Source organism: Apolloniradiicaulis salifontis, assembly GCF_053756655.1.
The window spans coordinates 2,337,746-2,360,983 of record NZ_CM132387.1 but is presented as its reverse complement, the minus strand read 5'-3'; the positions used below and the strand labels follow the sequence as shown (position 1 = coordinate 2,360,983).

Annotated in this window: 21 protein-coding genes; 5 read left to right on the top strand and 16 right to left on the bottom strand. The window is 67.5% G+C overall.

The annotated features are described in order from the left end of the window. Positions 1 to 64: 64 nt before the first annotated feature. Together ACWCOP_RS11335 and ACWCOP_RS11330 are read left to right on the top strand one after the other, a co-directional pair. On the top strand, positions 65 to 790 hold the full coding sequence (locus tag ACWCOP_RS11335) for a M48 family metallopeptidase (RefSeq protein ID WP_478248395.1): 726 nt from the start codon (positions 65 to 67) through the stop codon (positions 788 to 790). Positions 791 to 942: 152 nt separating this feature from the next. Next, the gene (locus tag ACWCOP_RS11330) at positions 943 to 1,614 is read left to right on the top strand and encodes an HAD-IB family phosphatase (protein ID WP_478248394.1); all 672 of its coding nucleotides are present in this window, start codon (positions 943 to 945) and stop codon (positions 1,612 to 1,614) included. On the opposite strand, the gene ACWCOP_RS11325 is transcribed toward ACWCOP_RS11330, so the two are convergent. The 16 genes from ACWCOP_RS11325 to ACWCOP_RS11250 all read right to left on the bottom strand — a co-directional run bounded on the left by ACWCOP_RS11325 (position 1,611) and on the right by ACWCOP_RS11250 (position 18,792). After that, positions 1,611 to 2,297, bottom strand: coding sequence for a hypothetical protein (locus tag ACWCOP_RS11325; RefSeq protein WP_478248393.1), 687 nt, complete (start codon positions 2,295 to 2,297; stop codon positions 1,611 to 1,613). The two genes, ACWCOP_RS11330 and ACWCOP_RS11325, sit on opposite strands and share 4 nt — an antisense overlap. After that, a complete protein-coding gene (locus ACWCOP_RS11320) occupies positions 2,294 to 2,905 on the bottom strand; it encodes a hypothetical protein (RefSeq protein WP_478248392.1) in 612 nt (203 codons plus the stop codon). The genes ACWCOP_RS11325 and ACWCOP_RS11320 overlap by 4 nt, the downstream gene beginning before the upstream one ends. Positions 2,906 to 2,978: 73 nt before the next feature. Then, positions 2,979 to 4,514, bottom strand: a complete 1,536-nt coding sequence (locus ACWCOP_RS11315) for an SLC13 family permease (protein ID WP_478248391.1) — start codon at positions 4,512 to 4,514, stop codon at positions 2,979 to 2,981. A gap of 76 nt (positions 4,515 to 4,590) precedes the next feature. After that, on the bottom strand, positions 4,591 to 4,914 hold the full coding sequence (locus ACWCOP_RS11310; protein WP_478248390.1) for a hypothetical protein: 324 nt from the start codon (positions 4,912 to 4,914) through the stop codon (positions 4,591 to 4,593). Positions 4,915 to 4,952: 38 nt separating this feature from the next. Beyond that, positions 4,953 to 5,771 (bottom strand): nucleotide-binding protein, encoded by an 819-nt coding sequence (locus tag ACWCOP_RS11305; protein ID WP_478248389.1) that lies wholly within the window; start codon positions 5,769 to 5,771, stop codon positions 4,953 to 4,955. Then, a complete protein-coding gene (locus tag ACWCOP_RS11300) occupies positions 5,768 to 6,751 on the bottom strand; it encodes a flagellar biosynthesis protein FlhF (protein WP_478248388.1) in 984 nt (327 codons plus the stop codon). Before ACWCOP_RS11300 ends, ACWCOP_RS11305 begins: the two co-directional genes overlap by 4 nt. 15 nt (positions 6,752 to 6,766) lie before the next feature. After that, complete coding sequence (flhA, locus tag ACWCOP_RS11295; protein ID WP_478248387.1) at positions 6,767 to 8,881, bottom strand: flagellar biosynthesis protein FlhA; 2,115 nt, start codon at positions 8,879 to 8,881, stop codon at positions 6,767 to 6,769. Between the two features lie 57 nt (positions 8,882 to 8,938). Beyond that, positions 8,939 to 10,294, bottom strand: coding sequence for a sigma-54-dependent transcriptional regulator FlbD (flbD, locus tag ACWCOP_RS11290; RefSeq protein WP_478248386.1), 1,356 nt, complete (start codon positions 10,292 to 10,294; stop codon positions 8,939 to 8,941). Between the two features lie 28 nt (positions 10,295 to 10,322). Beyond that, the gene (gene fliN / locus ACWCOP_RS11285) at positions 10,323 to 10,691 is read right to left on the bottom strand and encodes a flagellar motor switch protein FliN (protein WP_478248385.1); all 369 of its coding nucleotides are present in this window, start codon (positions 10,689 to 10,691) and stop codon (positions 10,323 to 10,325) included. Positions 10,692 to 10,711: 20 nt separating this feature from the next. Further along, positions 10,712 to 11,386, bottom strand: coding sequence for a FliH/SctL family protein (locus tag ACWCOP_RS11280; RefSeq protein WP_478248384.1), 675 nt, complete (start codon positions 11,384 to 11,386; stop codon positions 10,712 to 10,714). 13 nt (positions 11,387 to 11,399) lie between these two features. Beyond that, positions 11,400 to 12,428, bottom strand: a complete 1,029-nt coding sequence (fliG, locus tag ACWCOP_RS11275; RefSeq protein WP_478248383.1) for a flagellar motor switch protein FliG — start codon at positions 12,426 to 12,428, stop codon at positions 11,400 to 11,402. Continuing rightward, positions 12,428 to 14,101: a flagellar basal-body MS-ring/collar protein FliF gene (fliF, locus tag ACWCOP_RS11270; protein ID WP_478248382.1), complete on the bottom strand. Its 1,674-nt coding sequence runs from the start codon at positions 14,099 to 14,101 to the stop codon at positions 12,428 to 12,430. Before fliF ends, fliG begins: the two co-directional genes overlap by 1 nt. 148 nt (positions 14,102 to 14,249) lie before the next feature. Beyond that, the gene (sciP, locus tag ACWCOP_RS11265) at positions 14,250 to 14,522 is read right to left on the bottom strand and encodes a CtrA inhibitor SciP (RefSeq protein ID WP_478248381.1); all 273 of its coding nucleotides are present in this window, start codon (positions 14,520 to 14,522) and stop codon (positions 14,250 to 14,252) included. Positions 14,523 to 14,726: 204 nt separating this feature from the next. Then, entirely contained in the window at positions 14,727 to 16,121 is a 1,395-nt protein-coding gene (locus ACWCOP_RS11260) for a flagellar hook protein FlgE (RefSeq protein WP_478248380.1), read from the bottom strand. Between the two features lie 132 nt (positions 16,122 to 16,253). Further along, positions 16,254 to 16,946, bottom strand: a complete 693-nt coding sequence (locus ACWCOP_RS11255) for a flagellar hook assembly protein FlgD (protein WP_478248379.1) — start codon at positions 16,944 to 16,946, stop codon at positions 16,254 to 16,256. 1 nt (position 16,947) lies between these two features. Then, positions 16,948 to 18,792, bottom strand: coding sequence for a flagellar hook-length control protein FliK (locus tag ACWCOP_RS11250; RefSeq protein WP_478248378.1), 1,845 nt, complete (start codon positions 18,790 to 18,792; stop codon positions 16,948 to 16,950). Positions 18,793 to 19,313: 521 nt separating this feature from the next. Between ACWCOP_RS11250 and flgK the strand changes: the two genes are divergently transcribed. From flgK to ACWCOP_RS11235, 3 genes are all read left to right on the top strand, one after another. After that, complete coding sequence (gene flgK, locus ACWCOP_RS11245; RefSeq protein ID WP_478248377.1) at positions 19,314 to 21,434, top strand: flagellar hook-associated protein FlgK; 2,121 nt, start codon at positions 19,314 to 19,316, stop codon at positions 21,432 to 21,434. Positions 21,435 to 21,446: 12 nt separating this feature from the next. Next, a complete protein-coding gene (locus tag ACWCOP_RS11240; protein ID WP_478248376.1) occupies positions 21,447 to 22,361 on the top strand; it encodes a flagellin in 915 nt (304 codons plus the stop codon). A 97-nt stretch (positions 22,362 to 22,458) separates the two neighbouring features. Then, complete coding sequence (locus ACWCOP_RS11235; RefSeq protein ID WP_478248375.1) at positions 22,459 to 23,235, top strand: class I SAM-dependent methyltransferase; 777 nt, start codon at positions 22,459 to 22,461, stop codon at positions 23,233 to 23,235. The last annotated feature ends 3 nt before the right edge of the window (positions 23,236 to 23,238 follow it).

Below are 23,238 nucleotides of genomic sequence, written 5' to 3'. Positions count from 1 at the left end.
GCCGCACACGCCAGGGCGCAACGCCGCAAGGCGAATCGCCGGGCCTTGTGTCTATACTGATCCGATGACCCGTCGTTCCATCCAGCTTGGCGATCACGAAATCGCCTACACGGTCGCCCGCTCCAGGCGCCGGCGTACGATCGGGCTGCGCATTGGTGATGAGGGTCTGGTGATCACCCTGCCGTCGAGCCTTGGGCTGCACCATGCAGAGCGCGCGGCGCGCGAGAAGGAAGGCTGGATCCTGGACCGCCTTGAACGTGCGGCCCTGCGCGCCCGCGCCAAGCTGCGCGGTGTGGACGGTGAGGCGGTGGGCTGGCTGGGGGGTGAGCTGGTGCTTACCGTGACCTCCCACGCCAAGGCGCGCACCGTGGTGGAGCGCGGACCGTCGAGGCTTGAAGTGTGTATCGACGAGCGCCTGGAGCCTGACATGGCCGCCTCCACCGTGCGCCGGGCCTTGCATCGATGGCGCAAGGACGAGGCGCTGGCGCTGATGACGCCAAAGCTGGAGCACTACGCCGCAAAGCTGGGCGCGAAGCGCCCGAAAGTCTTTGTGCGCGAACAAGCGGCGCGCTGGGGCAGCTGCTCCAGCGACGGCTCGATCCGCATGAATGCGCGGCTGATCCATTTTGATGAGGCGTTGATCGATTATGTCTGCGCCCACGAGGCCTGCCACCTTCTGGTGATGGACCACTCGCCGCGCTTTCACGCGCTCATGGCCACGGTGTCGCCGGACCATAAACGCCTGCGCCGCCTCATGCGCGAGACCGTCCCGCCGGGGGTGGAGTTCTAGCGCGAAAAGCCCTCGCCCGCTGCAACGGGCGCGGCGGTACGGCGTTTTCAACATGAAGCCAATTGAAAGCTGAGCCGAAGGCGCATCGCGCTGTGGCCAAGCGGGCGCGGCGCGGCTATACCCGCCAGCCCTCGCTTAGAGTGAACCGATCCATGAGCCGCCTCATCATCTTCGACGTGGACTCCACGCTTCTGGCGGTGGAGAGCCTTGATTTCGCCGTGGAGCGCGCCCTTGAGGCCGCGCCTGACGGACCGAAACGCACGCGTGACTTGAAGGACATAACCGATCGCGGCATGGCCGGCGCGCTGGATTTTCGCGCCTCGCTGGAGCAGCGCCTGGCGATCGCCTCGCTGGCGCGCAGCCAGGTGGAGGAGGCCAGCCAAGCGCTGCGCTCCCACCAGACCGCCGGCATGGCCGACCTGATTGCGCGCCTGCGCCAGAAAAACTGCGACGTCGCGGCGGTGTCGGGCGGGTTTATCGATCTCGTCGAACCCACGCTGAAGGATATGGGCCTGTCTCCTGGCGAAATGCGCGCCAACCGCTTTGTTTATGACGAGGAAGACCGGGTGGCCGGGTTTGACCGCGCCAATCCGCTGTCGCGCTCGGGCGGCAAGGCCGGCGTGGTCAAGGGCCTCAAAACCCTCACCGGCAAGGCGTTGGCGGTGATGATCGGCGACGGCATGACTGATTACGAAGCCTTCGCCAAAGGCGCCGCCGACAGTTTCATCGGCTTTGGCGTCATCGCCGACCGCGCGCCGGTCCGCGCCAAGGCCCCGGCCTATGCGGACAGCGTCGACGCGCTGGAAAAGATGCTGCTGGGCTAGAGGCGGCGGGCTTGGTCGGCCAGCAAGCGATAGGCTGAAAGCGCCATCGCGGAGTAGGCGTAATTGTCCGGCGCGCCGCGATAGCCGGAATACTCCGCCGCCGCAGCCAGAACTCGCGCCTCTTCGGGAAGGCCTTCGCTGTCCTGCAACGCCTTGACCAAAAGGCTCGCGGCGACGGCGAGGCTGAAGCACGGGTCTTCAAGCCGGCGCAACACTTGGTCGCGTGACGCATTGGCCGAGCCCGGGTCGTGCTGGGGCACGCGGCTGGCGCGGATCTGGAGCGGGCCGTACGTCATGTCGGGCGTCTGTCCGCTGATCGCGCCGAGCCCCTCGGCGATGACGAACTCCCCAATCTGGCGCCAGCCCGGCCGGCTGACGGCCTCGGCGGCCATCACCGCGATGGAAAGGCGGGCGACATCCACCTCGTCGACATCGCGCCACCGTTTCATCCCGTAAGACGCGCACACGCGCGCCTGGTCGATTGCATCGCGGTTCAGAACCGGCGCCGCTCCGGCGCGGTCCGGCGCGCCCGCCATGCCAATGCGCCACAATCCCGCGAAGGCGAGCCTATGCTGTGTCTCTGGCGCAGGCTCTACGCGCTTTAACGGCGCGAAGTCGGGGATCGCCAGCAAGATCGCCAGCGTTGCGGCGAGGCCTGCACCGAAGACCAGCCGCGCGATCACGGCGGCCCCCATACGCTTGTTGCTGTGCAGGCGGCGAAGATCAGGCCCGCGCCGACAGCGAGATCGACAACCGCCACCCCGGCGCGGCGCGCGGCGGAACGTGCGAACGGGCTCTGGGTGGCGGGATAGAGCGCGAAACTCGCCACACCTGCGCCAAAACGGGCAAGGCAGGCGACGGCCATCATCTGAGCAATGTAGACCGCCATGAACACAGGACGGTGCGGCGCGTAGGCCGGCGGGCTCAGCGCAGCCCATTCGCTGATCGACGGCCAGGCAAGCATGAGCGCGGCGGCGAATGCGCCGGTGAACGCGCCGGCGGTCAAGCTGGCGTGCGGATCGCCGTCATGGGGTGCGCGATAGACAATCCGGCTGGCCACGTAGCTGACCAAGCCCGCACCGGAAGGCAAGGCGAGTTTCCAGGCAAGCGTGTCGCGGGCGATGCGCGCGAGGCGCGCATCTTCAACCAGAAACGGCAGGCTTGACGGGCGCACCAGCCAGTTGGCGATCGCGAAGTCGTATTCCGAAGGCATGATGCTCGCCGCGCGCGCGCCGAGAAACACCAGCAGCAAGCTGATCACCAGGCAGGCGGCGCTTATCGTGGTGTGCATGCCCTCCCCCCCATCGCCCCCCGACTAGGTCAGCATGGGGCAGGGGGCCGCGTCCGGCAATCAAAAATTAACCCTAACCTGGAAACGCCACGCCGCTGAGCGCGCTGGACACCAGGGCGATGATCGGCGCGGCGACGAGGTTTATCCGGAAGCCCGCCTTGATCATTTGCTTCATGCTGGCGGCGCCGGACGCATAGACGATGGCGTTGGGCGCTGTGGCCACCGGCAGCATGAAGGCGCAGCTCGCCGCAATGGCCACAGGAACAATGAGGTGTTCGGGCGGTACGCCGGCCTGCACCGCCAGCGCGCCAAGCACGGGCAGAAAGCCGGAAACGGTGGCCACATTGCTGGTGAGCTCGGTGAGAAACACCACGATCAAAGCGAGGATCAAGACGGTGAGCGGGGTGGGCAGGGCCGCGACCCATAAAAGATGCGAGCCGATCCATTCGGCGAGCCCCGTCGCCTGGATCGCCGCGGCCAGCGACAGTCCGCCGCCGAACAGGAGAATCACCTCCCAGGGCAGGCGTTTGGCGGTCTCCCAGTTCATTAGCGCTTCGTTTCCGGCCGCGCCGCCGGCCGGGATCAGGAACACGGCCAGCGCGCCGGCCATGGCGATCTGGGCGTTGCCCAGCTGCGGCGTCACAGGCAGGCCGATCTGCGCCGACGCCCAGGCCAGCAGGGGATTCCATCCAAATGTTATTCCGTCCAGACCTATGAGAAAACCCGGCAGCTCGCGCCCCATCCACAACAGCGCCACGGCGCCAAAGGCGAGCGCCACGCGGATCTCCGGCGTGGTCATGGATCCAAGGGCGCGCCTTTGCTCCATGATCACCGCTCGTCCGGCCTCGCTGGGCGCCTTGCCGGCGACCTTGAAGGCGAAGCGGGTCAGGATCAGCCACATGGCGGGGATGATCAGCAGGGCGCAGGGAACGCCGACGATCATCCACTGGGGAAAGCTGATCACGCCGCCGAACTCGCGGTCGAGAAATCCCATGGCGATCAGGTTCGTCGGCGTGCCCACCGGCGTCATGATCCCGCCCACCGACGCGGCGTAGGCGACAGCCAGCGCCAGCGCCGGCGCGAACATTTTCGGGTCCACGCCTTCATCCTTGACCGCATCGGCGACCTTCAGGGCGATGGGGATCATCATCAGCGTGGTGGCGGTGTTGGAGATCCACATGGACAGAATCGCGCTGGCGGCCATGAAGCCAAGCACCATCCCGGCCGGGCGTGAGCCGAAGGCGGCCACCACGTTCAGCGCAATGCGAGCATGCAAATTCCACCGCTCGATGGCCAGCGCAACCACAAATCCACCCAGCAAAAGCATGACGATGGGATCAGCGTAAGGCGCGCTGGCGGCGCGCATGGAGATGATGCCGAACACTGGAAACAGGGCCAGCGGCACAAGGGCGGTGGCGGCGATGGGAATTGCTTCGGTGGCCCACCAACTGGCCATCAGCAAGGCCAGCGAGGCCAGAAGCCAGGCTTCGCGCGTCAGGCCTTCGGGCAGCGGAATGAGTTGGAGTCCCACCGCCAGCACCACGCCGGTCCAGAAGCCGATCGTCTTCGTCCGGTCCGGCTGCGTAGGCGCCGCGCCCGTCTCGCTCATCGTGTTCGCCCTCCCCGTGACGAGGGAAGTGAAGCCGGGTTCGAAGGCGGGGGCAAGATGAACCGGGGCCGGCTCCTTATCGCGAATAGCGGCGCTTCACCATGAAGAGCAGGGCGACGGCGGCGAAATAGATGAAGGGGCGCGCCGTGGCCGCCAGGGCGTGCATGTCCATGCGGGCGAACGCCAGATCGACGGCGAAATTGGCGGGCATGTCGCCGGCGCTTAAGAACTCCATGGCGAAGCGCAGGACCACGTCGATGCTGTAGGCGATCAGCGTGGCGGCCAGAAGCTGCGACCAGCTTCGCATGGCCAGCGCCGTGATCAGGCTGGCGCAGGTCATGAACAGGATGTCGAACGCGGTGAATCCCGCCAGCACCATGCCCAGCGCGCTCTGGCCCATGTAACGCCCCCCTTTTTTACGCAGATCAGTCGGAAAGATTATCCCGGTTCGACGCCGCGCTCCAGCGCCGCAGCGAGGGCGGCGACGTCCTTGGCGGCGTCGCATCCGGGAAAGCGCGCCGCGAGGGCGGTCTGGGCGCGAATCGCCTCGCCCACATGGGGATCGCGGCGGATGATGCCGGCCAGCGGCGGCGTGAACCCGAGAAAACTGCGGCAGGTCCGCGAGAAAATCGCATAGGCCTTTTTCGCGGCCTCTGTGTTGGGCGCGTTGTTGACCACCACGAAGGGCGCGGCGCCTTCATCGCGCAGGCGCAGCGTCTTCACAAAGGCGTAGGCGTCGGTGAGCGCGGTGGGCTCGTCATTGATGACGATGATGACGTCGTCCGCCGCAGCCGCCAGGCGCACCGTGGAGCGCTCCGCGCCGGCGGCCAGATCGATGAGCATGCGGTCATAATCAAGGCTCGCCGCGGCCATGCCGGCGGCGAGCCGTCCCACCGAGTTGATGTCCAGGCCCGCCAGCGCGGCCGATCCGGACGGTCCGGCGATGACGTCGAACCCGCCGCGCTTGTCCGCACCGCCGCAGGCCGGGCTGACAGCTTCCTCGATGGATAGACGGCCGGCGACGACTCCGCCGATATCACCCCTCGTGTTGAGGCCCAGCTGCACGTCCACATTGGCCATGCCCAGATCGGCGTCCACCAGCAGCGTGCGCTGCTTGCGGCGCGAGAACGCCTGGGCGAGCGCGGCGGCGAGCGCAGTCTTTCCCACGCCGCCCTTACCGGACGCCACGGCGATGACCGGCCCGGCGCGCCGGGGCGCGCGGCTGGCGGTCTCGGCCTCGAAGGCGAGCACACTCATATCTCGTCCTCCCAGCCGGTGTCTTCCAGAAGCGCGCGCGCCAGGCGCAGGGCGGTGGCCGGCGCCAGCCCGGCGCCGATATAGGGCGAGGCGGAGATATGCGCGTAGGCGAGACCGGCCTCGCCAAAGCTGAGCAGGGCGCCCAGCCGGCGCGCCGCGTCGATCTTGGTGGCGATGATCCGCCCGGCGCCGATGCTGGCGAAGAGGCTCGCCGCGTCCTCGCCGTCGCCGGGCGCGATGCCGGCCTCCATCACCGCAAGAATCTCCGCATCGCTGGCTTCAGCCAGGTCTGAGAGCTCTTCAAGATCATCCAGCTCGAACGGGTTCACGCCGGGAGAATCGATGAGCACCGGCCCGTCCGGCAGGCGGGTGAGCAGGGTCTGCAGCTCTCGCGGTCCGGCGACGCTTTCAAACTGGCAGCCCAGCGCGTGGGCGTAGGCGGCCATCTGCTCGCGCGCGCCGGCGCGCGCATCGGCGGAAATGATATAGGGCGCCCCGCCCGAGGTGACGGCGCGAGCGGCGAGCTTGGCCAGCGCAGAGGACTTGCCCGCCCCCGGCGGCCCGGCGATGAGCAGGGGGCGGTCATGGTCGATTTCGGCCGGGTGCACGCCGTAGCGATGGTCCAGGGCGCGCGCCAGCGTGGCGGTGGCCTCGCCGTCCTCCATCTGCACCGCCGCGTCCATGATCGCTTCGGCGGCGCGCTCGCTCACCTGGTGCCAGACCAGCGCGCGGGCGATGCGGTTCAGGCCCTCTGCGGCGTCGCCGCGGCCTTTGAGCCGCTCGGCGTCGCGGCGTTTCAGATTGGCGTCTGCGGTTTCACCCGACACCGTGACCGCGCCGCGCTCGGCGGCGGCGCGCACTTCAACCCCGCCGCCGGGCGCGTCGGCGGTGGTGACGATCACCGCATCTGGCCCCAGCTCGCGGCGCACCTGTGACATGACCTGGCTCAGCGAGGCTCCGGAGAAGGTGCGAAGGCGCATCGGGCTCTACTTTCGCTAGACCTGGCCCACGGTTTTCAGCCGCGCACCGGGATGGATCTCGTTCTGGCTCATCACCACCGTCTGCGGCCGGAACCGTTCGGCGAGCGAGCGCACATAGGGCCGGATCTGCGGACTGGTGAGCAGGACCGGCACGTCGCCCGTGGCGCCGGCGCGGTCGAACGCGTCGCGCACCTGGGCCACAAAATCCCTCAGGCGGGAGGGGGCCAGAGCAAGCTGACGGCGTTCGCCGTCTCCCACAAGAGCCTCGGCGAAGGCCTGCTCCCATTGAGGGGTCAGCGAGACGACCGGAAGGGCGCCGTCCGGTCCGCGATTGGCGTAGCAGAGCTGGCGCGACAGGCGTGTGCGCACATGCTCGGTGATGGCGTCGAGATTCTGCGACGCGCCGGACGCTTCCGCGATCCCTTCCACGATGGCCGCCAGATCGCGGATCGAGACGCGCTCTTTTAGGAGGTTCTGCAGCACGCGCTGGATGCCCGCGCGGGTGACCTGGCCGGGGGTGATGTCCTCCAGCAGCTTCTTGTGCTCCTTCGACAGGGCGTCCAGCAGCTTCTCGGTCTCGGCGTAGGACAGGAGATCGGCCATGTTGTCGCGCAGGATCTCGGTAAGGTGGGTGACCAGAACCGCGGCCGGATCCACCAGCGTGTAGCCGCGGAAGGTGGCCTCCTCGCGCAGGGTCTCCTCGATCCAGGTGGCGGGCAGGCCGAAGGCCGGCTCCTTCACATGGGTCCCGGGCAAATCCACCTGGCGCCCAGTGGGGTCCATGGACAGAAGGTGATGCATTTTCAGCTGGCCGTGGCCGGCGTCCATCTCCTTGACCTTGATGGCGTAGTCCTCGCCCGACATCTGCATGTTGTCGACGATCCGCACGCTGGGCAGGATGAAGCCGGTTTCCTGGGCCAGATTGCGCCGCAGCGCCTTGATCTGGTCGGTGAGGCGGCGGCCCTCCACATCATTGATCAGCGGCAGAAGCGCATAGCCGAGCTCGATCTTCAGCTCGTCAATATGTAGCGTGTCCTCGATGGGCGGTTCCGTGCTCGCAGCTTCCTGGGCCTCGTTGTCGGCGAGATCAGCGGCTTCGCGCGCCACGTGTTCAGCGGCGCGTGTCCGGTCGCGCCCGCCGAAGAAGGCGATCGCGCCGGCCCCCGCGGCCAGGGCGGCGAAGGGCAGGAACGGCATGCCCGGCAGAAGGCCCACGGCGATCGCCGTGCCCGACACCATGGCCATGGCGGCGGGGTTGGCGGAGAGTTGACCGAACACCGCCTTGTCCGCCTGGCCTTCGACGCCGGCCTTGGAGACCAGCAGGCCCGCGGCCAGCGACACGATGAGGGCGGGGATTTGCGACACCAGCCCGTCGCCGATGGTCAGGGTGGAATAGGTGTTGGCCGCGTCGCCGAATTCCATGCCCGACTGCGCGACCCCGATGATCATGCCGCCGATCAGGTTGATCGAGGTGATCAGGATGCCGGCGATGGCGTCGCCGCGCACGAATTTGCTGGCGCCGTCCATTGCCCCGAAGAAGTTGGATTGGTCCTCCAGATCCTTGCGGCGGGTCTTGGCCTCCTGCTCGGTGATCAGACCGGACGACAGATCGGCGTCGATGGCCATCTGCTTGCCCGGCATGGCGTCCAGGGTGAAGCGCGCCGCGACTTCCGCGATCCGGCCCGAACCCTTGGTGATCACCACGAAGTTCACGATCACCAGGATGATGAAGACGATGATGCCGATGACGAAATTGCCCTGCATCACGAAATTGCCGAAGGCTTCGATGATCTCCCCGGCCGCCTCGGTGCCGCTGGAGCCTTCCGACAGGATCAGGCGCGTGGAGGCGACGTTGAGGCCCAGCCGCAGCATGGTCGCGATCAGCAGGATCGCCGGAAACGCCGTGAATTCCAGCGGGCTCTTGATGAACAGCGCCGTCATCAGGATCAGCACCGAAAAACAGATCGAGATCGCCAACGCCCCGTCCAGCAGGAATTTCGGCAGCGGCAGAAGCAGCATCACCAGAAGCGCGAGCACGCCGACGCCCATGGCCACGTCGCCGCGGAGGGCGCGCCGGCCAATGCCGATCAGGCTGAATCCAATACCGGAGGAGGCGGGTGCGTCAGCCATCAGGTGCTTTCAGAGATCTCAAAGCTGCTGGGAGGAACAAGGAGCGGGCCGCGAGCATCACCCGGCCGCCCGGCTTTCGCCGGGGGCGGGGATGGCCGCGCCGTGTTCGGAGTAGAGCTTCAGCTTGTTGCGCAGAGTGCGGATCGAGATGCCGAGAATGTTCGCCGCATGGGTGCGGTTGCCCAGGCAGTGATCCAGCGTGTCCAGGATCAGATCCTGCTCCACTTCGGCCACCGTCTTGCCCACCAGATGAACCGCTTCGTCGGCGGCTTCGCGCGCCTTCTGGGCCACCGAGCCGCCGCCGGAGAAGGGGCGGCCGTCGGGCATGCGGATGGCTTCGGGCGTGATCTCGGCGCCGGCGCCCAGAAGCACGGCGCGGTGCATGGCGTTTTCCAGTTCGCGCACATTGCCGGGCCAGTCACGGCTGGTGATCTGCACCTTGGCGGCTTCGGAGAGGGGGCGGAACTCCACCCCGTTGGCTTTGGCGTATTTCTTCAGGAAGTGATCGGCCAGCGCCAGCCCGTCCTCGGGCCGCTCGCGCAGGGCCGGCACCGCCAGGTTCACGACGTTGAGGCGGAACAGAAGGTCTTCGCGGAAACTGCCGTCGCGCACCGCCTTGTTCAGATCGCGGTTGGAGGTCGCCAGCACGCGGATATTGACCTTTACCGGCTTTGAGCCGCCCACACGGTCGATCTCGCGCTCCTGCAGCGCGCGCAGCAGCTTCGCCTGCAGGCGCACGTCCATTTCCGAAATTTCGTCCAGGAGAAGCGTGCCGCCGTCGGCTTCTTCAAACTTGCCGACCCGGCGGGCCACGGCGCCGGTGAAGGCGCCCTTCTCGTGGCCGAAGAGTTCGGACTCTAGAAGGTTTTCGGGGATTGCGGCGCAGTTGACCGAGACGAAGGGCTTGTCGGCGCGTTTCGAATTCTTGTGGACGAAGCGCGCCATGACTTCCTTACCGACGCCGCTTTCGCCGGTGATCAGGACGCTGGCGTCCGACGGGGCGATGCGCTCGGCCAGGCGAACCACTTCCAGCATGGAGGGATCGCGCGCCACCAGCGGGCGCTCGTCGTCGGCGACGGCGGCCAGCACGGCGGCGATCAGGTCGGGATCGGGCGGCAGATGGATGAATTCCTTGGCGCCGGCGCGGATCGCGCCTGCGGCGGCCTCGGGCTTCACGCTCACCCCGCACGCCACCACCGGCACCGAGATGCGCTCGGCCTCGTTGGCGTCGATCAGGGCGCGAACGTCCAGATTGACGTCCACCAGAAGGATGTCCGCGCCCCGTCCGGCGCGCAGATAGGCCGTGGCCTGGTCGATCGTGTCCACATGGGCGACCTTCGCCCCGCGGTCCATGGCGATCTTGGTGGCGGTGGACAATTGCCCGCCGAGGCTTCCTACGATCAGAACGCGCATGTTTCTGCTCCTCCAGCGGCCGGGCGGGTCATCCCGTATCCCCGTCTTTGATGATTTCGGTCATGGTGACGCCCAAGCGGTCGTCGACGACGACGACTTCGCCGCGCGCCACCAGGCGGTTGTTCACATAGATGTCGATGGCCTCGCCAACCTTGCGGTCCAGCTCCAGCACCGAGCCGGAGGTCAGCCGCAATAGCGAATTCACGTCCACATGGGCCTTGCCCAGCACCGCGGAGATGTTCACCGGCACGTCGAAGACCGGGGCGAGATCCACCGCGGTGCGCACCTCCTGATCGATGAGGGACTGACGCGTGGCGCCGTTGTCGGCGACCGGTTCGGACTCCTCGGCTTCCGGGGCGCCGCCTGCAAGGTCTGGCAGGTTCATTTCGTCGCTCATCAGTTTCTCCTTCGGCCGGTTCAGGCTGCTGCGTCGCCGCCGGCGGCCCCGGACTCAGCCCCGGGCCGGGCCGCGTCGCGGTCTTCGTCGGGCCGTGCAAGCCAGGTCTTCACCGCATCGGCGATGCGCTGTTCGATCTCGGCTGCGGTGCGCTCCACCGCGCCGGCGCGCCATTCGATGACGCAGTCTCCGGCCGCCGCTTCTTCATCGGCGCGCACCACCACCGCGCCCTCGAATCCTTCGCGCCGGGCGTACTCGTAGATCCGCTCGCCCAGCGCGTCGGCCAGATGGGGCGCGACGCGGATGGCGATGCGCGGCTCGGCGCGCAGATCAGTCAGCGCTTCGCGCACGCACTGCTCGATGGTGTCGGCGCCGTATTGATCAAGCGCCGCGCCGGCCACGGCGCGCGCTGCGGCGATGGCGAGGCGCGCCGCGTCATGGCGCAGGGCTTCGCTCTCCGCGTCCAGGCGCGCGATCATGGTCTGCAGCTTTCCCGCCACTTGCTTGAGCGCGTCGGCGGCCTCCTGGGCGGCGCGGGCCTCTTCGCCGTTGCGCGCCTCGCTGGCGGCGTGGTCGGCCATGGCCTGCGCCTCGGCTTCGGTGAGCACGCGTCTGATCTTGTCGCCATCGCGCAGAACCGTGCCGTCCGAGGCGTATTCCCGGTCGAAGGCGAAGCGTTTGAAACTGTCGGTCATGCCCGCATCCTCCCTAGTAAATCAGCTCGTCTTCGCCGCCGCCGTCGGCGATGAGGATTTCGCCCTTGGCGGCGAGATCTTTGGCCAGGTTGACCATGGCCTGCTGGGCCTGATCGACGTCTTTCAGGCGCACCGGACCCAGGGCGGCCATGTCTTCGCGCATGATCTTGGCGGCGCGTTCGGACATGTTGGAGAAGAACAGATCGCGCAGCGTGTCCGAGGCGCCTTTCAGCGCCAGACCCAGCTGATCCTTGGCCACCTGCCGCAGCAGCGTCTGAACCCCTTGCGGATCCAGCTTGCCGAGATCTTCGAAGACGAACATCAGCGAGCGGATCTTCTCGGCGCTGTCGCGATTGCGCTCTTCCAGGGTGGCCAGGAAACGATTCTCCGTCTGGCGGTCGAAATTGTTGAAGATGTCGGCCATGAGCTCATGGCTGTCCTGCTTGGAGGTGCGCGCCAGATTGCTCATGAACTCGATGCGCAGCGTCTCCTCGATCTTCTCGATGATCTCACGCTGCACCGGCTCCATGCGCAGCATGCGCATCACCACTTCCAGCGCGAAATCCTCCGGCAGCGAGGCGAGCACACGGGCGGCGTGGTCAGGCTTCACCTTCGACAGCACCACGGCGACGGTCTGGGGGTATTCGTTCTTGAGATAGTTGGCGAGGACGGCTTCGTTCACATTGGCCAGCTTGTCCCACATGGTCCGCCCGGCCGGTCCGCGCAGCTCCTCCATGATCTGCTCGACCTTGTCGCTTGGCAGAAACGAGGCGAGCAGGCGATGGGTCTGCTCCACCGAGCCGACGATGGAGCCGGTGGAGCTCATGGAGCCGACGAATTCCAGGATCAGCTTCTCCACCGCGGCGGCGGTGACATTGCCAAGGCGGACCATGGCCTGGGAGACGACGCGGATCTCCTCGTCGTCCATCTGCTCCCACAGCTTGCGCTGCTCGTCGCCAAGCGCCAGCAGGATCACGGCGGCCTTTTCAGGGCCTCCCAGATCGCTGGGGTCTTCGATGCGGCGGGTTTTGCTCGCAACCATCAAGCGTTCTCATGCATCCAGCTGCGCAGGATCGCCATGGTCTCGTCGGGGTGCTGCTCCACCAGTGCAGCCACCTTGCGCACCGACGACTTTTTCACCTGGCCGTCGATCTGGGCGACATTGATGCGCTCCTCGTCTGTTGCATCCTCCGGCAACAGCATCTGTCCCTCGTCGCCGCCCGCGCTCGCGCCGGTCAGACGCGCCTGGCCGGAATTGCCCGGCAGGGCGGCGCCGCTGCGCTGATCTTCAAGCGCGGCCGGACCGGAGATCGCGCCCTTCACCAGCGGGCGGGCCACAAGGATGATGATCAGCAGGGCGGTGATGAACAGCACGGCGATCTCGGCGATCCGCATGATATCCAGATCGGCGATCGAAAATCCGGCGGGCGCCGGCGTTCCTGCGTTCAGGTCAGGGCGCGAGAAGCGCATCTGTTGAACTTCCAGGATACGCGTGCCGTCCATGTTCTCGGCGCTCGCAGAGATTCCGGCCGCTGCGGCCACCAGGGCGCGGATCTGGTCCATCTCCGCCTGGCTGCGCGGCTCGAACACCAGCGTGCCGTCTTCGGCCCGGCTGGTGAGTTCGTCGACCACCACCGAGACGGCCAGGCGCTCAACGCCGCCCGCTTCGCGCACACGGGTGGTCTGGGTGGAGGAGTTTTCAAAATTGCGCTCGGTGACCTCGCGCTGGGTGCGCGCCAGGCGGGCTTCCGCCGGCCCCGCCTCGGCGTCGGGCTGGTTTTCCGACACCGACACCGCGCCGTCATTAAGCGGCTCTTCGCTGGATTCCTCCTCGGACCGCCGGCTCACCTCAACCTGGCGTTCGGGATTGTACAGCAGCTCGGTCTCGGTGACGCTTTCCCGGTCAAGCTCGGCGGTGACCACCACGCGCGCCGCGCCGGAGCCCACCACGCCTTCCACCACGTCCAGGATCTTGCGGCGCAGGCTCTCTTCGACGCCCGCGCGCCGGTCCTCCAGCGCCGCGCCGCCCAGGGAGTCGGCGTCATTGGGGCTGGCCAGAAGCCGGCCTGAATCGTCGGCGATGGTGATGCGCGTGGGCGCGAGGCCTGCAACGGCCGTCGCCACCAGATTGCGGATCGTCTCCACCTGGCCGTTGCGCAGCTCGCCGGTGACGTTGATCACCACCGAGGCGGACGGCTCCTGCTGATCGCGCGAGAACAGGCGGCGCTCGGGCAGAACCAGATGCACGCGGGTGCCGGAGACGCCGGCCAGCGTGTTGATGGAGCGCGCCAGCTCGCCTTCCAGGGCGCGCCGTGCATTGACGTTCTGAACAAAGCTCGTGGTGCCCAGCGCGTCGGTCTCGTCGAAGATCTCATAGCCCACCGAGCCGAAGCCCAGCGCGCCGCCGGACGCAACGCGCATGCGCGCCTCGTCCACCGCGCTTGAATCCACATAGACGGCGGTGCCGCCCTCGCGCAGCTCATAGTTCAGGCCCGCCGCATCCAGGCGCTCGGTCACCGCCGCGGCGTCATTGGGCTGCAGGCCCGAATAGAGCAGGGCCTCGCCGTTGGAATTCATGCTCATGGTGAAGATCACAAGCGCGGCGGCCGCCCCGGCGGTGAGACCGAGAATCGCCGTGAGGCGGCCGATTCCGAATCGGGCGAGCTGTTGCTGCAAGGCTTCCACGGCGAAACGGCCCCTCGTGATTCGCCGCACGGAGCGTGTTTTGCGCGGCGGCTAGGCAAGTTTTTCCCACCGTCCGCGTAAACGAGGCCTTAACAGATTGATTCAGAATGCACGAAAGGCGCACGCCGAGCGGCGCGCGCCTGTCGAAAACTCACGATTTACAGCTCTTGTGCGGCGCTTATTGCCGGTAGTGCTGGATCCGCGTGGTGCGCAGTCCGGCCAGGCCGTGGCGCTCGATCGCGCGCTGCCAGGAGAGGAACTCCTCCACCGTCAACCGATATCGGTCGCACGCCTCGTCAAGGCTGAGCAGCCCGCCGCGCACGGCGGCGACCACTTCGGCCTTGCGCCGGATCACCCATCGCTGGGTGCCGGGGCTGGGAAGATCGGCGACGGTCAGCGGGCTGCCGTCCGGTCCGATCACATAGTTTTCCTTCTTCGCTCGACGTTCCATCCGACCCATCCGTAGTAACGAGCCTGTCTGACGCAAGCCCTTGATGGGGGCTTTTATATCTGACGGGCCTTTCAGAACCTCTAAGGCGCACGGTGAATCCCTCCTGAATCAGGAGTTTACCGCGCCTTAAGAAAAAAGAGCCCCGGCGCGCGTTGCGCCGGGGCCTTCAGGATCACCGGTGGGACGGTGGCAAGGGGTCAGCGTTTACCGCTTCATCTGGATCGCCTCGGCGAGCATCTCGTCCGCCGTGGTGATGATCCGCGAGCTGGCTGAATAGGCGCGCTGGGTGATGATCAGGTTGGAGAATTCGGTGGCGATATCGACATTGGAGTTCTCCAGCGTCGAGGACGAGATCGTGCCCGACGAGCCAACGCCCGGCGCGTTCAGGGTGAAGGCGCCGGAATCTTTGGTGATCTGGAAGCTCGCGCCGCCCACCGAGGCCAGGCCGTTCGGGTTGAACACCGTGGCTACCGGAATCTGATAGATCTGACGGACCACGCCGTTGGTGAACCGGGCCGAGACGAAGCCGGAGGCGCTCACTTCCACGCCGGCGAAATCACCGAAGATCGCGCCGTCCACCACGGTGGAGTCCAGCGTCGAGGGGCTGTCGAACTGGGTGATGCCGCCAGGGCTGCCGGCATTGCCCAGATCAAGGTCGATCTCCTGGGCGCCGATCCCCGTGGCGGCGGACCATTGAACGTCGGTGGCGCCCAGAGCCGCGGCGTTATCCGATCCCAGGAAGCTGAGATTGGTGTCCAGCGTGGTGTTGGCGCCGTCGATCTCGCCATTGGTGTCGAAGGCGATGATCCCGGTGGCGATCTGGCCGTTATTGAGGCCCGCGCCCGTCGTCACGTCGGAGGCCGGCTCCACATGCAGTTCGGCGTGCCACTGATTGGCTGCGGTGGCCGATTTGAGCACCGACAGGGTCACTGAGCGCACGCCGCCCTGGGTGTCGTAGATCTGGATGGTGCGCTGGAAGTCCGGAGTGACCGTGCCCGAAGCCATGTTGTTCGCCGGAACCGCGGCGTCATAGGTCGCCGCGTCCGGGGAGACGGCCTGGCTGGCGCGCAGATTGGCGTTGACGCGCACCGAGCCCGTGGCGCTGGCGGTGCCGCCGATATTGGACAGGTTGATGGCCTCAAGCTCATTCAGATTGGAGGGGTTCTGGGCCACCGTCCCGTCGGCCCGCACGGGCCAGGCGAACAGATACTGGTCGGCGTCATTGCGCAGGAAGCCCGCATCGTCGGTCTGGAAACCGCCCGAGCGAGTGAACAGGACCGGGTCCGATCCGGTGGCGTTGGCCGGGCTCGGCCGGACCACGAAGAAGCCCTGACCATCGACCGCAAGATCGGTGGGCGAGGAGCCGGGGTTCAGAAGTCCGGGCGAAGAGACGTCCAGGCGCGAATTGGACGTCACGCCGGAGGAGGCGTAGCGCGCCTCGCCGCCGCCGCTGACCTTGTAGTTGGGGGTGAACAGGGTCTCGACGCGCTTGTAGCCCACCGTGTTCACGTTCGCGATATTGTCCGAAATCGCCGCCAGAGCGGACGAGTTGGCCAGAAGTCCGGACGCGCCGGCGGCCAGGGCCGAATTGATGCTCATGGGTCTGCTCCCAGTGTCCAAAAGGTGAGCCCGCACCGCCGTTTTGGCGAAGGAGCTGTTTTGTTGTGTCGCGACGCGGCTTTATGCGCGCGCCGCCGGACCGTCTTGTGCGGTCCTTGTCTGGCCGGGCGCCTAGACGCCCGCGTCTCTCACGCCGATGACGCGGCCCGCCGGCACGCGCAGCGCGCCGATCTCCACCACGACGTCTTCGCCGCTCATGTCCACGCCGGTGGCCCGGCCGGTGACGCGCACCGGCGCATCCAGGCGCCGGCCGTCACTGTCCTTGGCCACGACCTCCATCGTGTAGATTCCGGCCGGAAGCTGATTGCCCGCCGGGTCCTTGCCGTTCCAGGTGAAGGTGTGGGCGCCCTGGCCGGTCTCCTGGTTCTGGAAGGTGGCGACCACCCGCCCGGCTGAATCGCTGATCATGAGTTCGTTGGTGGCGGCCTGACGGGGCAGCGCATAGGTCCATTCCGCCGCGCCGTCCTGCAGCGGGGCTTCGCTGGACGAGACCGTCACGTCGCGCCCGATATAATCGGTGGCGCTCATGCGCGCGTCGGCGGTTTGCAACGCCAGCAGCGTCTCCAGGCTCTGATTGGAGTTGATCAGCTGCTCGACGCTGGAGAACTGGGTCAGCTGCTGAACGAATTGCTGGGAGTCCATGGGATCGAGCGGATCCTGGTTCTGCAGCTGCTCGGTCAGGAGCGTCAGGAAGGTGTCGAAATTCTCCGTCAGCGCCGCTGCGGCGTCGGTCGTCTGGCCAGACTGCCGGGCCAGGCTTGCGGTGCTGGGCAGCGCCAGGCCGATCGGGTTCAGTTCACTCATTTCAGATCCTCACATCCAGGCGCGCGCGCGCGTGCAGCGCGAAGCCGTAAAGGGTTGCCGGGCCCGGCGAGGTGCTGCTCGCGGCGGCCTCGCCGGTTAGGGTTTCAGTGTCGACGAATACGGGCGTGAAGGGGCTGGAGCCGCGCTCCTGATCCTCGCCGCCCTGGGAGAGAGAGAATTCAAGTCCGTTCTCGGCCAGGTCCAGGCCGGCGTCCTCCAGCGCCCGGACCAGATCGCGGGAGGTGCGCTGCAGCTCGGCCAGCGTGTCGGCGCGTTCGGCGCTGAGCACCGCACGCACCGAATTGTCCGCGCCCATCTCAAGGCGCACGCGCACGCGGCCCAGTTCGGCCGGATCAAGGCGAATATCAAACCTGCGCCCGCCATCAGCCGCCGTGTGGGCGACGCGCGCCGCCAGATGCTGGATGGTGTGCGGGGTGAAACGCGCCGCCTGACCAGCCTGGCCGGGCGTGCGCAGGGCGTCGGCGCGACTTTCCGCGCGCATCTGGCCGGGGTCCATCACGGCGTCGGCCTCGCCGGACAAAAGCGGATCAAGGCTCGCTGTCTGACTGTCGGACGCAAGTGGCGCGCCCTGGGCCAGGGGTTGAAGCTGCATGGCGATCAGCTCGGCCAGCGGACGGCTGGCCGCCGGGACCGGTCCCGCTGACGCCGGAGCGGACGCCGGAGCCGAGGCCGACGCGCCGGGCCGGACTTCGGCCGCAGAGCCGCTCGACGGCTGGCCGCCTTCTCGGCGCGCGCCGTCACCGCGCGATTGACCCAAGGCCGCGCGCTGGGCCGTCGGCGCATCGGGGCGCACATCCAGGCGGGCCTCGCCAGCGCCGGCCTTCGCGTCGGATTTCAGACCTGACAGCCCCTGAGAAGATGGTTCGGCGAGCGTCCTGGCGTTCTGCTTGCGCATGTCCGGGGTGGGCGTCGCGGCGGTGTCGGCCTCGCCGGACGGCTGAGCTGTCTTGCCGGCCGCAGTTTCCGTAGCCGCCTTGGCGTCAGGCTGACTTGCGGCCTGCGCCGACGGCTGATCTTCGGCCTGACCTGCGGGCTGTGCTGCAGCCTGAGGTCCTGCCTGGCTCGCGGGCTTGGATGCGGACCGGCTTGGATCCATCAGGTCGGCTGACGGTCTGGCGGACGCCGCGCCGGCCTGCGCCTGCGCTGCGATCGCGGGCGTCACGTCATCGGATTTTGCTTCGGCGCCCGGCTTGGCGCCGGCGCCGGTGTTCGGTCCCGTATCCGCCCACGCCGCCTGGATCAGCGTGTCATCCGGCCTTGACTGCGCGCTCTGCAGTCCGGCGGTCAGCGGCGTGTCCTGGCCCGCCGGTTTCGCCGGGGCGCCTGACCTTGCTTCCGGCTTTGTCTGTGTCGCTGCGCGCGGCGCGGCGCCATCATCGGAAGAGCGCGCAGCAGCGGCCGCCCCAGGCGCAGAAGACCCGGCTGCGTCCGCTTCTGCAGGCGCGGAAGCGATCGGCCCGCCGCCCTGACGTTCGGGGGTCTGCGGGTCCGCCTGAGCGCCGCCGGCGCCTGCGGCGAGCGCGTCCGGGCCCAACTCGCGATCGGCTGCCTTGGATGTGGGCGGCGGCGCAGACGGCGCGTTCGTCAGCTGGCCCGTGTCTTCCGGCTGGAATGCGGATTGGGTCGTGGGCTTGGCGTTATCGCTGCGCCGCGACAGCGCCTCGCGGACCTGGGCGGGCTGGCCGGCGGCCCTGAGCTCGGCGTCAAACGCGCTGGGTGCAGCGCCTTCCGCTGGCGTCGCCGCACCCGCCGCGCCGCCCATGCGCGGCGCGCTCGGCTGGGCCTCGGCGGGAACGCCGGCCATGGAGGGCGGAAACGAGAGCATGCGCGCGGGCTTGTCCTTGTGAGGTTGGGTGCGCGCATTTTGCTGCGTCTTCGAGAAGCGCCGCCCATTTTGGACGCCGGTGCGAGAGAGCGGTCTGCAAGGGACGCGCCACAGTCTCGATCTCGAAAAAGATATATAAATCAGTGATTAATAAGCATTTAACGAAGTAATTCAGCGCCGTGCGGCAGACTCTGCCGGGCTGGGCGCGGCAGAGTCTGCCGCCGGGGCGTTCAAACACCTCACGTGTGCTCGCCCGCGCCCTGGCCCACGCCTTGGGAGCCCGGGTTTCAGGCCGCAAGCGGGCGCGCCAAGCTTTGGCCCGGCCCTTGCGCATGAGGAGTCACAATCAACCAGCCGGCGACACGCCGCCGAGGATCTGATGTGGCAAAAAGCGAATATAAAATAAAAGCTTGTATGAATTTAGCCGGTTCAGGCGCAGCGCATTCGGCGCCGCCCCGCCCGGCAAGTCTTGCCCGGACTGCGGCGATAACTGCCGCTCCGGCTGCGCGCGGGAGGGTGTAATGTCGCTCAACGGAGTCATCGGCAACGCCCTGTCGGGGCTGCAGGCCGCCCAGCTGGGCATGCGCACCGCCTCCAACAATGTCGCCAACGTCAATACCGAGGGCTATGCCCGCACCGAGGTCAAGCAGACCGCGCGCAACGCCGGCGGTCAGGGTATGGGCGTGGAGATCACCGGGATCCAGCGCGTCTCCGACCGCTATCTCCAGGCCGCCTCCATGCGCGCAAGCTCTGATTCGGCTGCGGCCACCGTCATGGCCGAGGCGCTGGACCGGCTGCAGGCCCAGTTTGGCTCCACTGATGATGAAGGCTCGCTCTTCGGCCGTCTGAACCAGGCCTTCGCCTCCATCGGCGCAGCCGCCGCCGACAGCGCCGAGCGCGTCTCGCGCCTGTCCGCCGCCAGTGATCTTCAGAGCTTTTTCGATGAAGCCCAGCGGCTGTCGGTGGAAGTGCGCGCCCTGCGCGACGAGGCCGACAAGCGGATCGGCGCCGGGGTCGGGCGCGCCAATGAAATCCTGGTGGAGCTGCAAAGCCTCAACTCCGAAGTGCAGTCGCTGAACGCCAACGCCTCCGACACCACCGGCGCCCAGAACCGCCAGGCCGAATTGCTGGATGAATTGTCCTCGCTCATGGATGTGAAGACCGAGATCCAGGGCGACGGCCGCCTGTTCATCCGCACTGAAAACGGTGTGGGGCTTCTGGACAACGCCCGCCTCAAGCTGAGCTACACGCCGGCGGGCACCGGCGCCTATGGCGTCGATTACGGCCAGATCACCGCCACCGTCTCCTCCTCCGGCGCCCTGGTGGACGTCACCCCGTCCATTCGGTCGGGCGAGATCCGCGGCTTCATGAATCTGCGCGACACCGAGCTGCCGGCCCTCGCCGGCGGGCTGGCTGAGTTCGCCGCCGGCGCCGCCGACGCCCTGAACGCCGCCCACAACGACGCTTCGGCCTATCCCGCGCCCAATGCGCTGGAGGGGCGCAATACCGGGCTTCTGGCCGGCGACACGCTGTCCGGATCGGGTTTGGCGCGCGTGGCGATCACGGGCGCCGACGGCGCACTGGTGCAAAGCGTGGACGTGGGCGTCACCGCCGCCGGCTTCACCGTGAACGGCGGGGCGGCCAACACGATCGGCGATCTGGTGACCCAGCTGAACGCCGCGTTCGGCGGCGCCGCGACGGCGAGCTTCACCAACGGCCAGCTCTCCATCTCGGCGACCGACCCCTCTCAGGGGATCGCCACGGCGCAGGATCCCGCCAGCCCGTCGTCCATTGGCGGGCGCGGCTTTGCGCACTTCTTCGGGCTGAACGACGTCATCGACAGCGCCCGGCCCGGCTTTTTCGAGACCGGGCTCACCGCCGCCAGCGCCCACGGGCTGAACGCGACCGGCGCCATCGGCTTCAAGGTGGAGACCCCCCAGGGTGTGCGCGCCATGGACGTGACGGTTCCGGTCACCGGAACCAGCATGGCCGACCAGCTCACCGCCCTGAACAACGCCGCCACCGGCCTCGGGCGCTACGGCAGCTTCTCACTGAACGCTGAAGGCGCGCTCACCTTCACTGCGGCGCCCGGCTATGGCGAGTACGAAGTCTCGGTGACCTCGGATTCCACCACGCGCGGCGCTACCGGGCTCTCGTTCACCCAGCTGTTCGGCTTTGGCGAGGCGGCGCGCCTGAACCGGGCGGAAAGCTTTGAGGTGAACTCCACGCTTCGCGCTGATTCTTCGCGCCTGGCCTTCGCCAAGGTCGATCTTGACGGGGCGGCGCCCGGCGATTTCGTTCTCGCCCAGGGCGATAATCGCGGCGGTCAGGAGCTGTTCTCGGCGCTCAGCGCCAAGCGTGGCTTCAGCGCCGCCGGCGGGCTGGCGGGGGGGCAGGCGACGCTGGGCGAGTACGCCGCGCGCCTGGCCGGCGATGTCGGTGGACGCGCCGCGCGCGCTGAACGCGCGGGGACCGCCGCCAACTCGGTGAGAGCCGCCGCCGATCAGAAACGTGCGGACGTGGAGGGCGTCAATCTGGATGAAGAGCTGGCGCGTATGACCCTTTACCAGCAGGCCTACAACGCCTCGGCCCGCCTTCTCCAGGCGGCCAAGGAAATGACCGATACGCTGCTCAACATCTAAGGACCGCGACCCATGCGCATCTCCACACAGGCCGCCTCCCAGTCCGCGCTCATGGACCTGATGAAGGCCCAGCGCGACAGCTTTGACGCCCGCGAGCAGCTCGCCACCGGTAAAAAAGCGCCTGATCTCAAGGGCTATGGCAACACCTCGGAGACCATCCTCACCGCCCGCGCCGCTCAGGTGCGCGGGGAAAGCTTCGTGAAGGCCAATGAGCGCCTGGCCAACCGGCTGGAGGTGCAGGATCTCGCCTATCGCGAGATGTCCGATGCTGTCGATCAGCTGCGCACCGCGCTGACCACCGCCGACGGCACCGCCATGATGACCCAGGTGCGCGAGTCCTTTGACCGGGTGACCGGCGCCCTGAACACCAAATTCTCCGGCAGCTTCGTGTTTTCCGGCGCGCGTACCGACGTGGCGCCGATCACCGCGGACAGCCTGGCCGATCTGCAGGCGGCGGTTCCCGACACCTCGGCGGTGTTCACCGATCCAAGCCGGCGCCAGACCGCGCGCATCGACGAGGACACTACGATCGACGTCAATCGCACCGCCGAGGAAGTGGTCGGCGGGCTCATGGGCGTGTTCGAGCGCATCGCCGATTTCAACGCCGGCGTGGACGGGCCGCTGGACGGGCCGATCACCGCCAACCAGCAAACCTTCCTGCGTACCGAGCTGGCCAACATCATCACCGCGTTCGAGACGATCAACGACGCCATGGGCGAAAACGGATCAAGGCAGTCGCGCATCGACTCCTCGATCCAGTCGCACAAGGACCGCAATGACTATCTCGCCCAGATGATCGCCGGTCTTGAAGACGCCGACATGGCCGAAGCCGCCACCCGCTTCCAGCAATCCCAGACCGCGGTGGAGGTCTCGGCCCGCACCTTCGCCAGCCTCAGCCAGGTGAGCCTGCTGCCGTTCCTGAGATAGGTCTGGCTTGCGGCAGGCAGGGCCTGAGAGAGGCAAGGCCTGAGACAAGCGGGGCCTGAGCCGGGCGGATCGGCGGCCGGGTTTCTGGAGACGGGTCATGACCGACGAAATTCTCGCCTTCAATCAGGCCGCCTGGGACCGGGAGTCGGCGGCTGGCGGGGCGTGGTCGCGGGCGGTGGACTCCGCCAGAATCGAGCGCGCGCGGCGCGGCGACTGGTCGATCATCCTCACCCCTGAAAAGGCCGTGCCGCGAAGCTGGTTTCCAGAAGATCTGAGCGGCGTGAAACTGCTGGCGCTCGCGGGATCGGGCGGACAGCAGGCGCCGGTGCTGGCGGCCGCCGGCGCCTCGGTCACGGTGTTTGATCTGTCTGCCGAACAGCTGGCGCGCGACCGCGAGGTCGCGGCGCGAGACGGTCTGCGCCTGGTGCTGGAGCAGGGCGACATGGCTGATCTGTCGCGCTTTGAAGACGCCAGCTTTGATCTGATCGTCAATCCCTGCTCGGTGGGCTTCGCGCCGGATCTTGAACCCGTCTGGCGCGAGGCGGCGCGGGTGTTGCGCCCCGGCGGGCGGCTGATGACCGGCGTGATCAACCCGGCCTTCTTCCTGTTCGACCATGACGCCCCGGGCGAGGCCGCTCGTCTGGCGCGCTTTGCTCTGCCCTATCGCGGCGATGCGCCCGAGCACCGCGCCCGCGCCGAGGCGGCCGGCGAGCCGATGCAGTTCAGCCATTCGCTGGAGACCTTGCTGGGCGGTCAGCTGCAAGCCGGCCTGCATCTGATCGATCTTTACGAAGACCGCTGGCCGGGCGCCGATGTGGCGGTGGACGTTCTTACCCCGCTCTACATCGCGACGCTGGCCCAGAAGCGCGCCTGACGC

Coding starts and splice junctions, on each gene's coding strand:
- ACWCOP_RS11250 (WP_478248378.1), bottom strand. CDS start 18,792: ATGCTCTCGTTTCCGCCCTCCATGGCCGGCGTTCCCGCCGAGGCCCAG.
- fliG (WP_478248383.1), bottom strand. CDS start 12,428: ATGGTTGCGAGCAAAACCCGCCGCATCGAAGACCCCAGCGATCTGGGA.
- ACWCOP_RS11320 (WP_478248392.1), bottom strand. CDS start 2,905: ATGCACACCACGATAAGCGCCGCCTGCCTGGTGATCAGCTTGCTGCTG.
- ACWCOP_RS11335 (WP_478248395.1), top strand. CDS start 65: ATGACCCGTCGTTCCATCCAGCTTGGCGATCACGAAATCGCCTACACG.
- ACWCOP_RS11260 (WP_478248380.1), bottom strand. CDS start 16,121: ATGAGCATCAATTCGGCCCTGGCCGCCGGCGCGTCCGGACTTCTGGCC.
- ACWCOP_RS11315 (WP_478248391.1), bottom strand. CDS start 4,514: ATGAGCGAGACGGGCGCGGCGCCTACGCAGCCGGACCGGACGAAGACG.
- ACWCOP_RS11255 (WP_478248379.1), bottom strand. CDS start 16,946: ATGAGTGAACTGAACCCGATCGGCCTGGCGCTGCCCAGCACCGCAAGC.
- ACWCOP_RS11235 (WP_478248375.1), top strand. CDS start 22,459: ATGACCGACGAAATTCTCGCCTTCAATCAGGCCGCCTGGGACCGGGAG.
- ACWCOP_RS11280 (WP_478248384.1), bottom strand. CDS start 11,386: ATGACCGACAGTTTCAAACGCTTCGCCTTCGACCGGGAATACGCCTCG.
- flgK (WP_478248377.1), top strand. CDS start 19,314: ATGTCGCTCAACGGAGTCATCGGCAACGCCCTGTCGGGGCTGCAGGCC.
- ACWCOP_RS11240 (WP_478248376.1), top strand. CDS start 21,447: ATGCGCATCTCCACACAGGCCGCCTCCCAGTCCGCGCTCATGGACCTG.
- sciP (WP_478248381.1), bottom strand. CDS start 14,522: ATGGAACGTCGAGCGAAGAAGGAAAACTATGTGATCGGACCGGACGGC.
- ACWCOP_RS11310 (WP_478248390.1), bottom strand. CDS start 4,914: ATGGGCCAGAGCGCGCTGGGCATGGTGCTGGCGGGATTCACCGCGTTC.
- flbD (WP_478248386.1), bottom strand. CDS start 10,294: ATGCGCGTTCTGATCGTAGGAAGCCTCGGCGGGCAATTGTCCACCGCC.
- ACWCOP_RS11305 (WP_478248389.1), bottom strand. CDS start 5,771: ATGAGTGTGCTCGCCTTCGAGGCCGAGACCGCCAGCCGCGCGCCCCGG.
- fliN (WP_478248385.1), bottom strand. CDS start 10,691: ATGAGCGACGAAATGAACCTGCCAGACCTTGCAGGCGGCGCCCCGGAA.
- ACWCOP_RS11300 (WP_478248388.1), bottom strand. CDS start 6,751: ATGCGCCTTCGCACCTTCTCCGGAGCCTCGCTGAGCCAGGTCATGTCA.
- flhA (WP_478248387.1), bottom strand. CDS start 8,881: ATGGCTGACGCACCCGCCTCCTCCGGTATTGGATTCAGCCTGATCGGC.
- ACWCOP_RS11330 (WP_478248394.1), top strand. CDS start 943: ATGAGCCGCCTCATCATCTTCGACGTGGACTCCACGCTTCTGGCGGTG.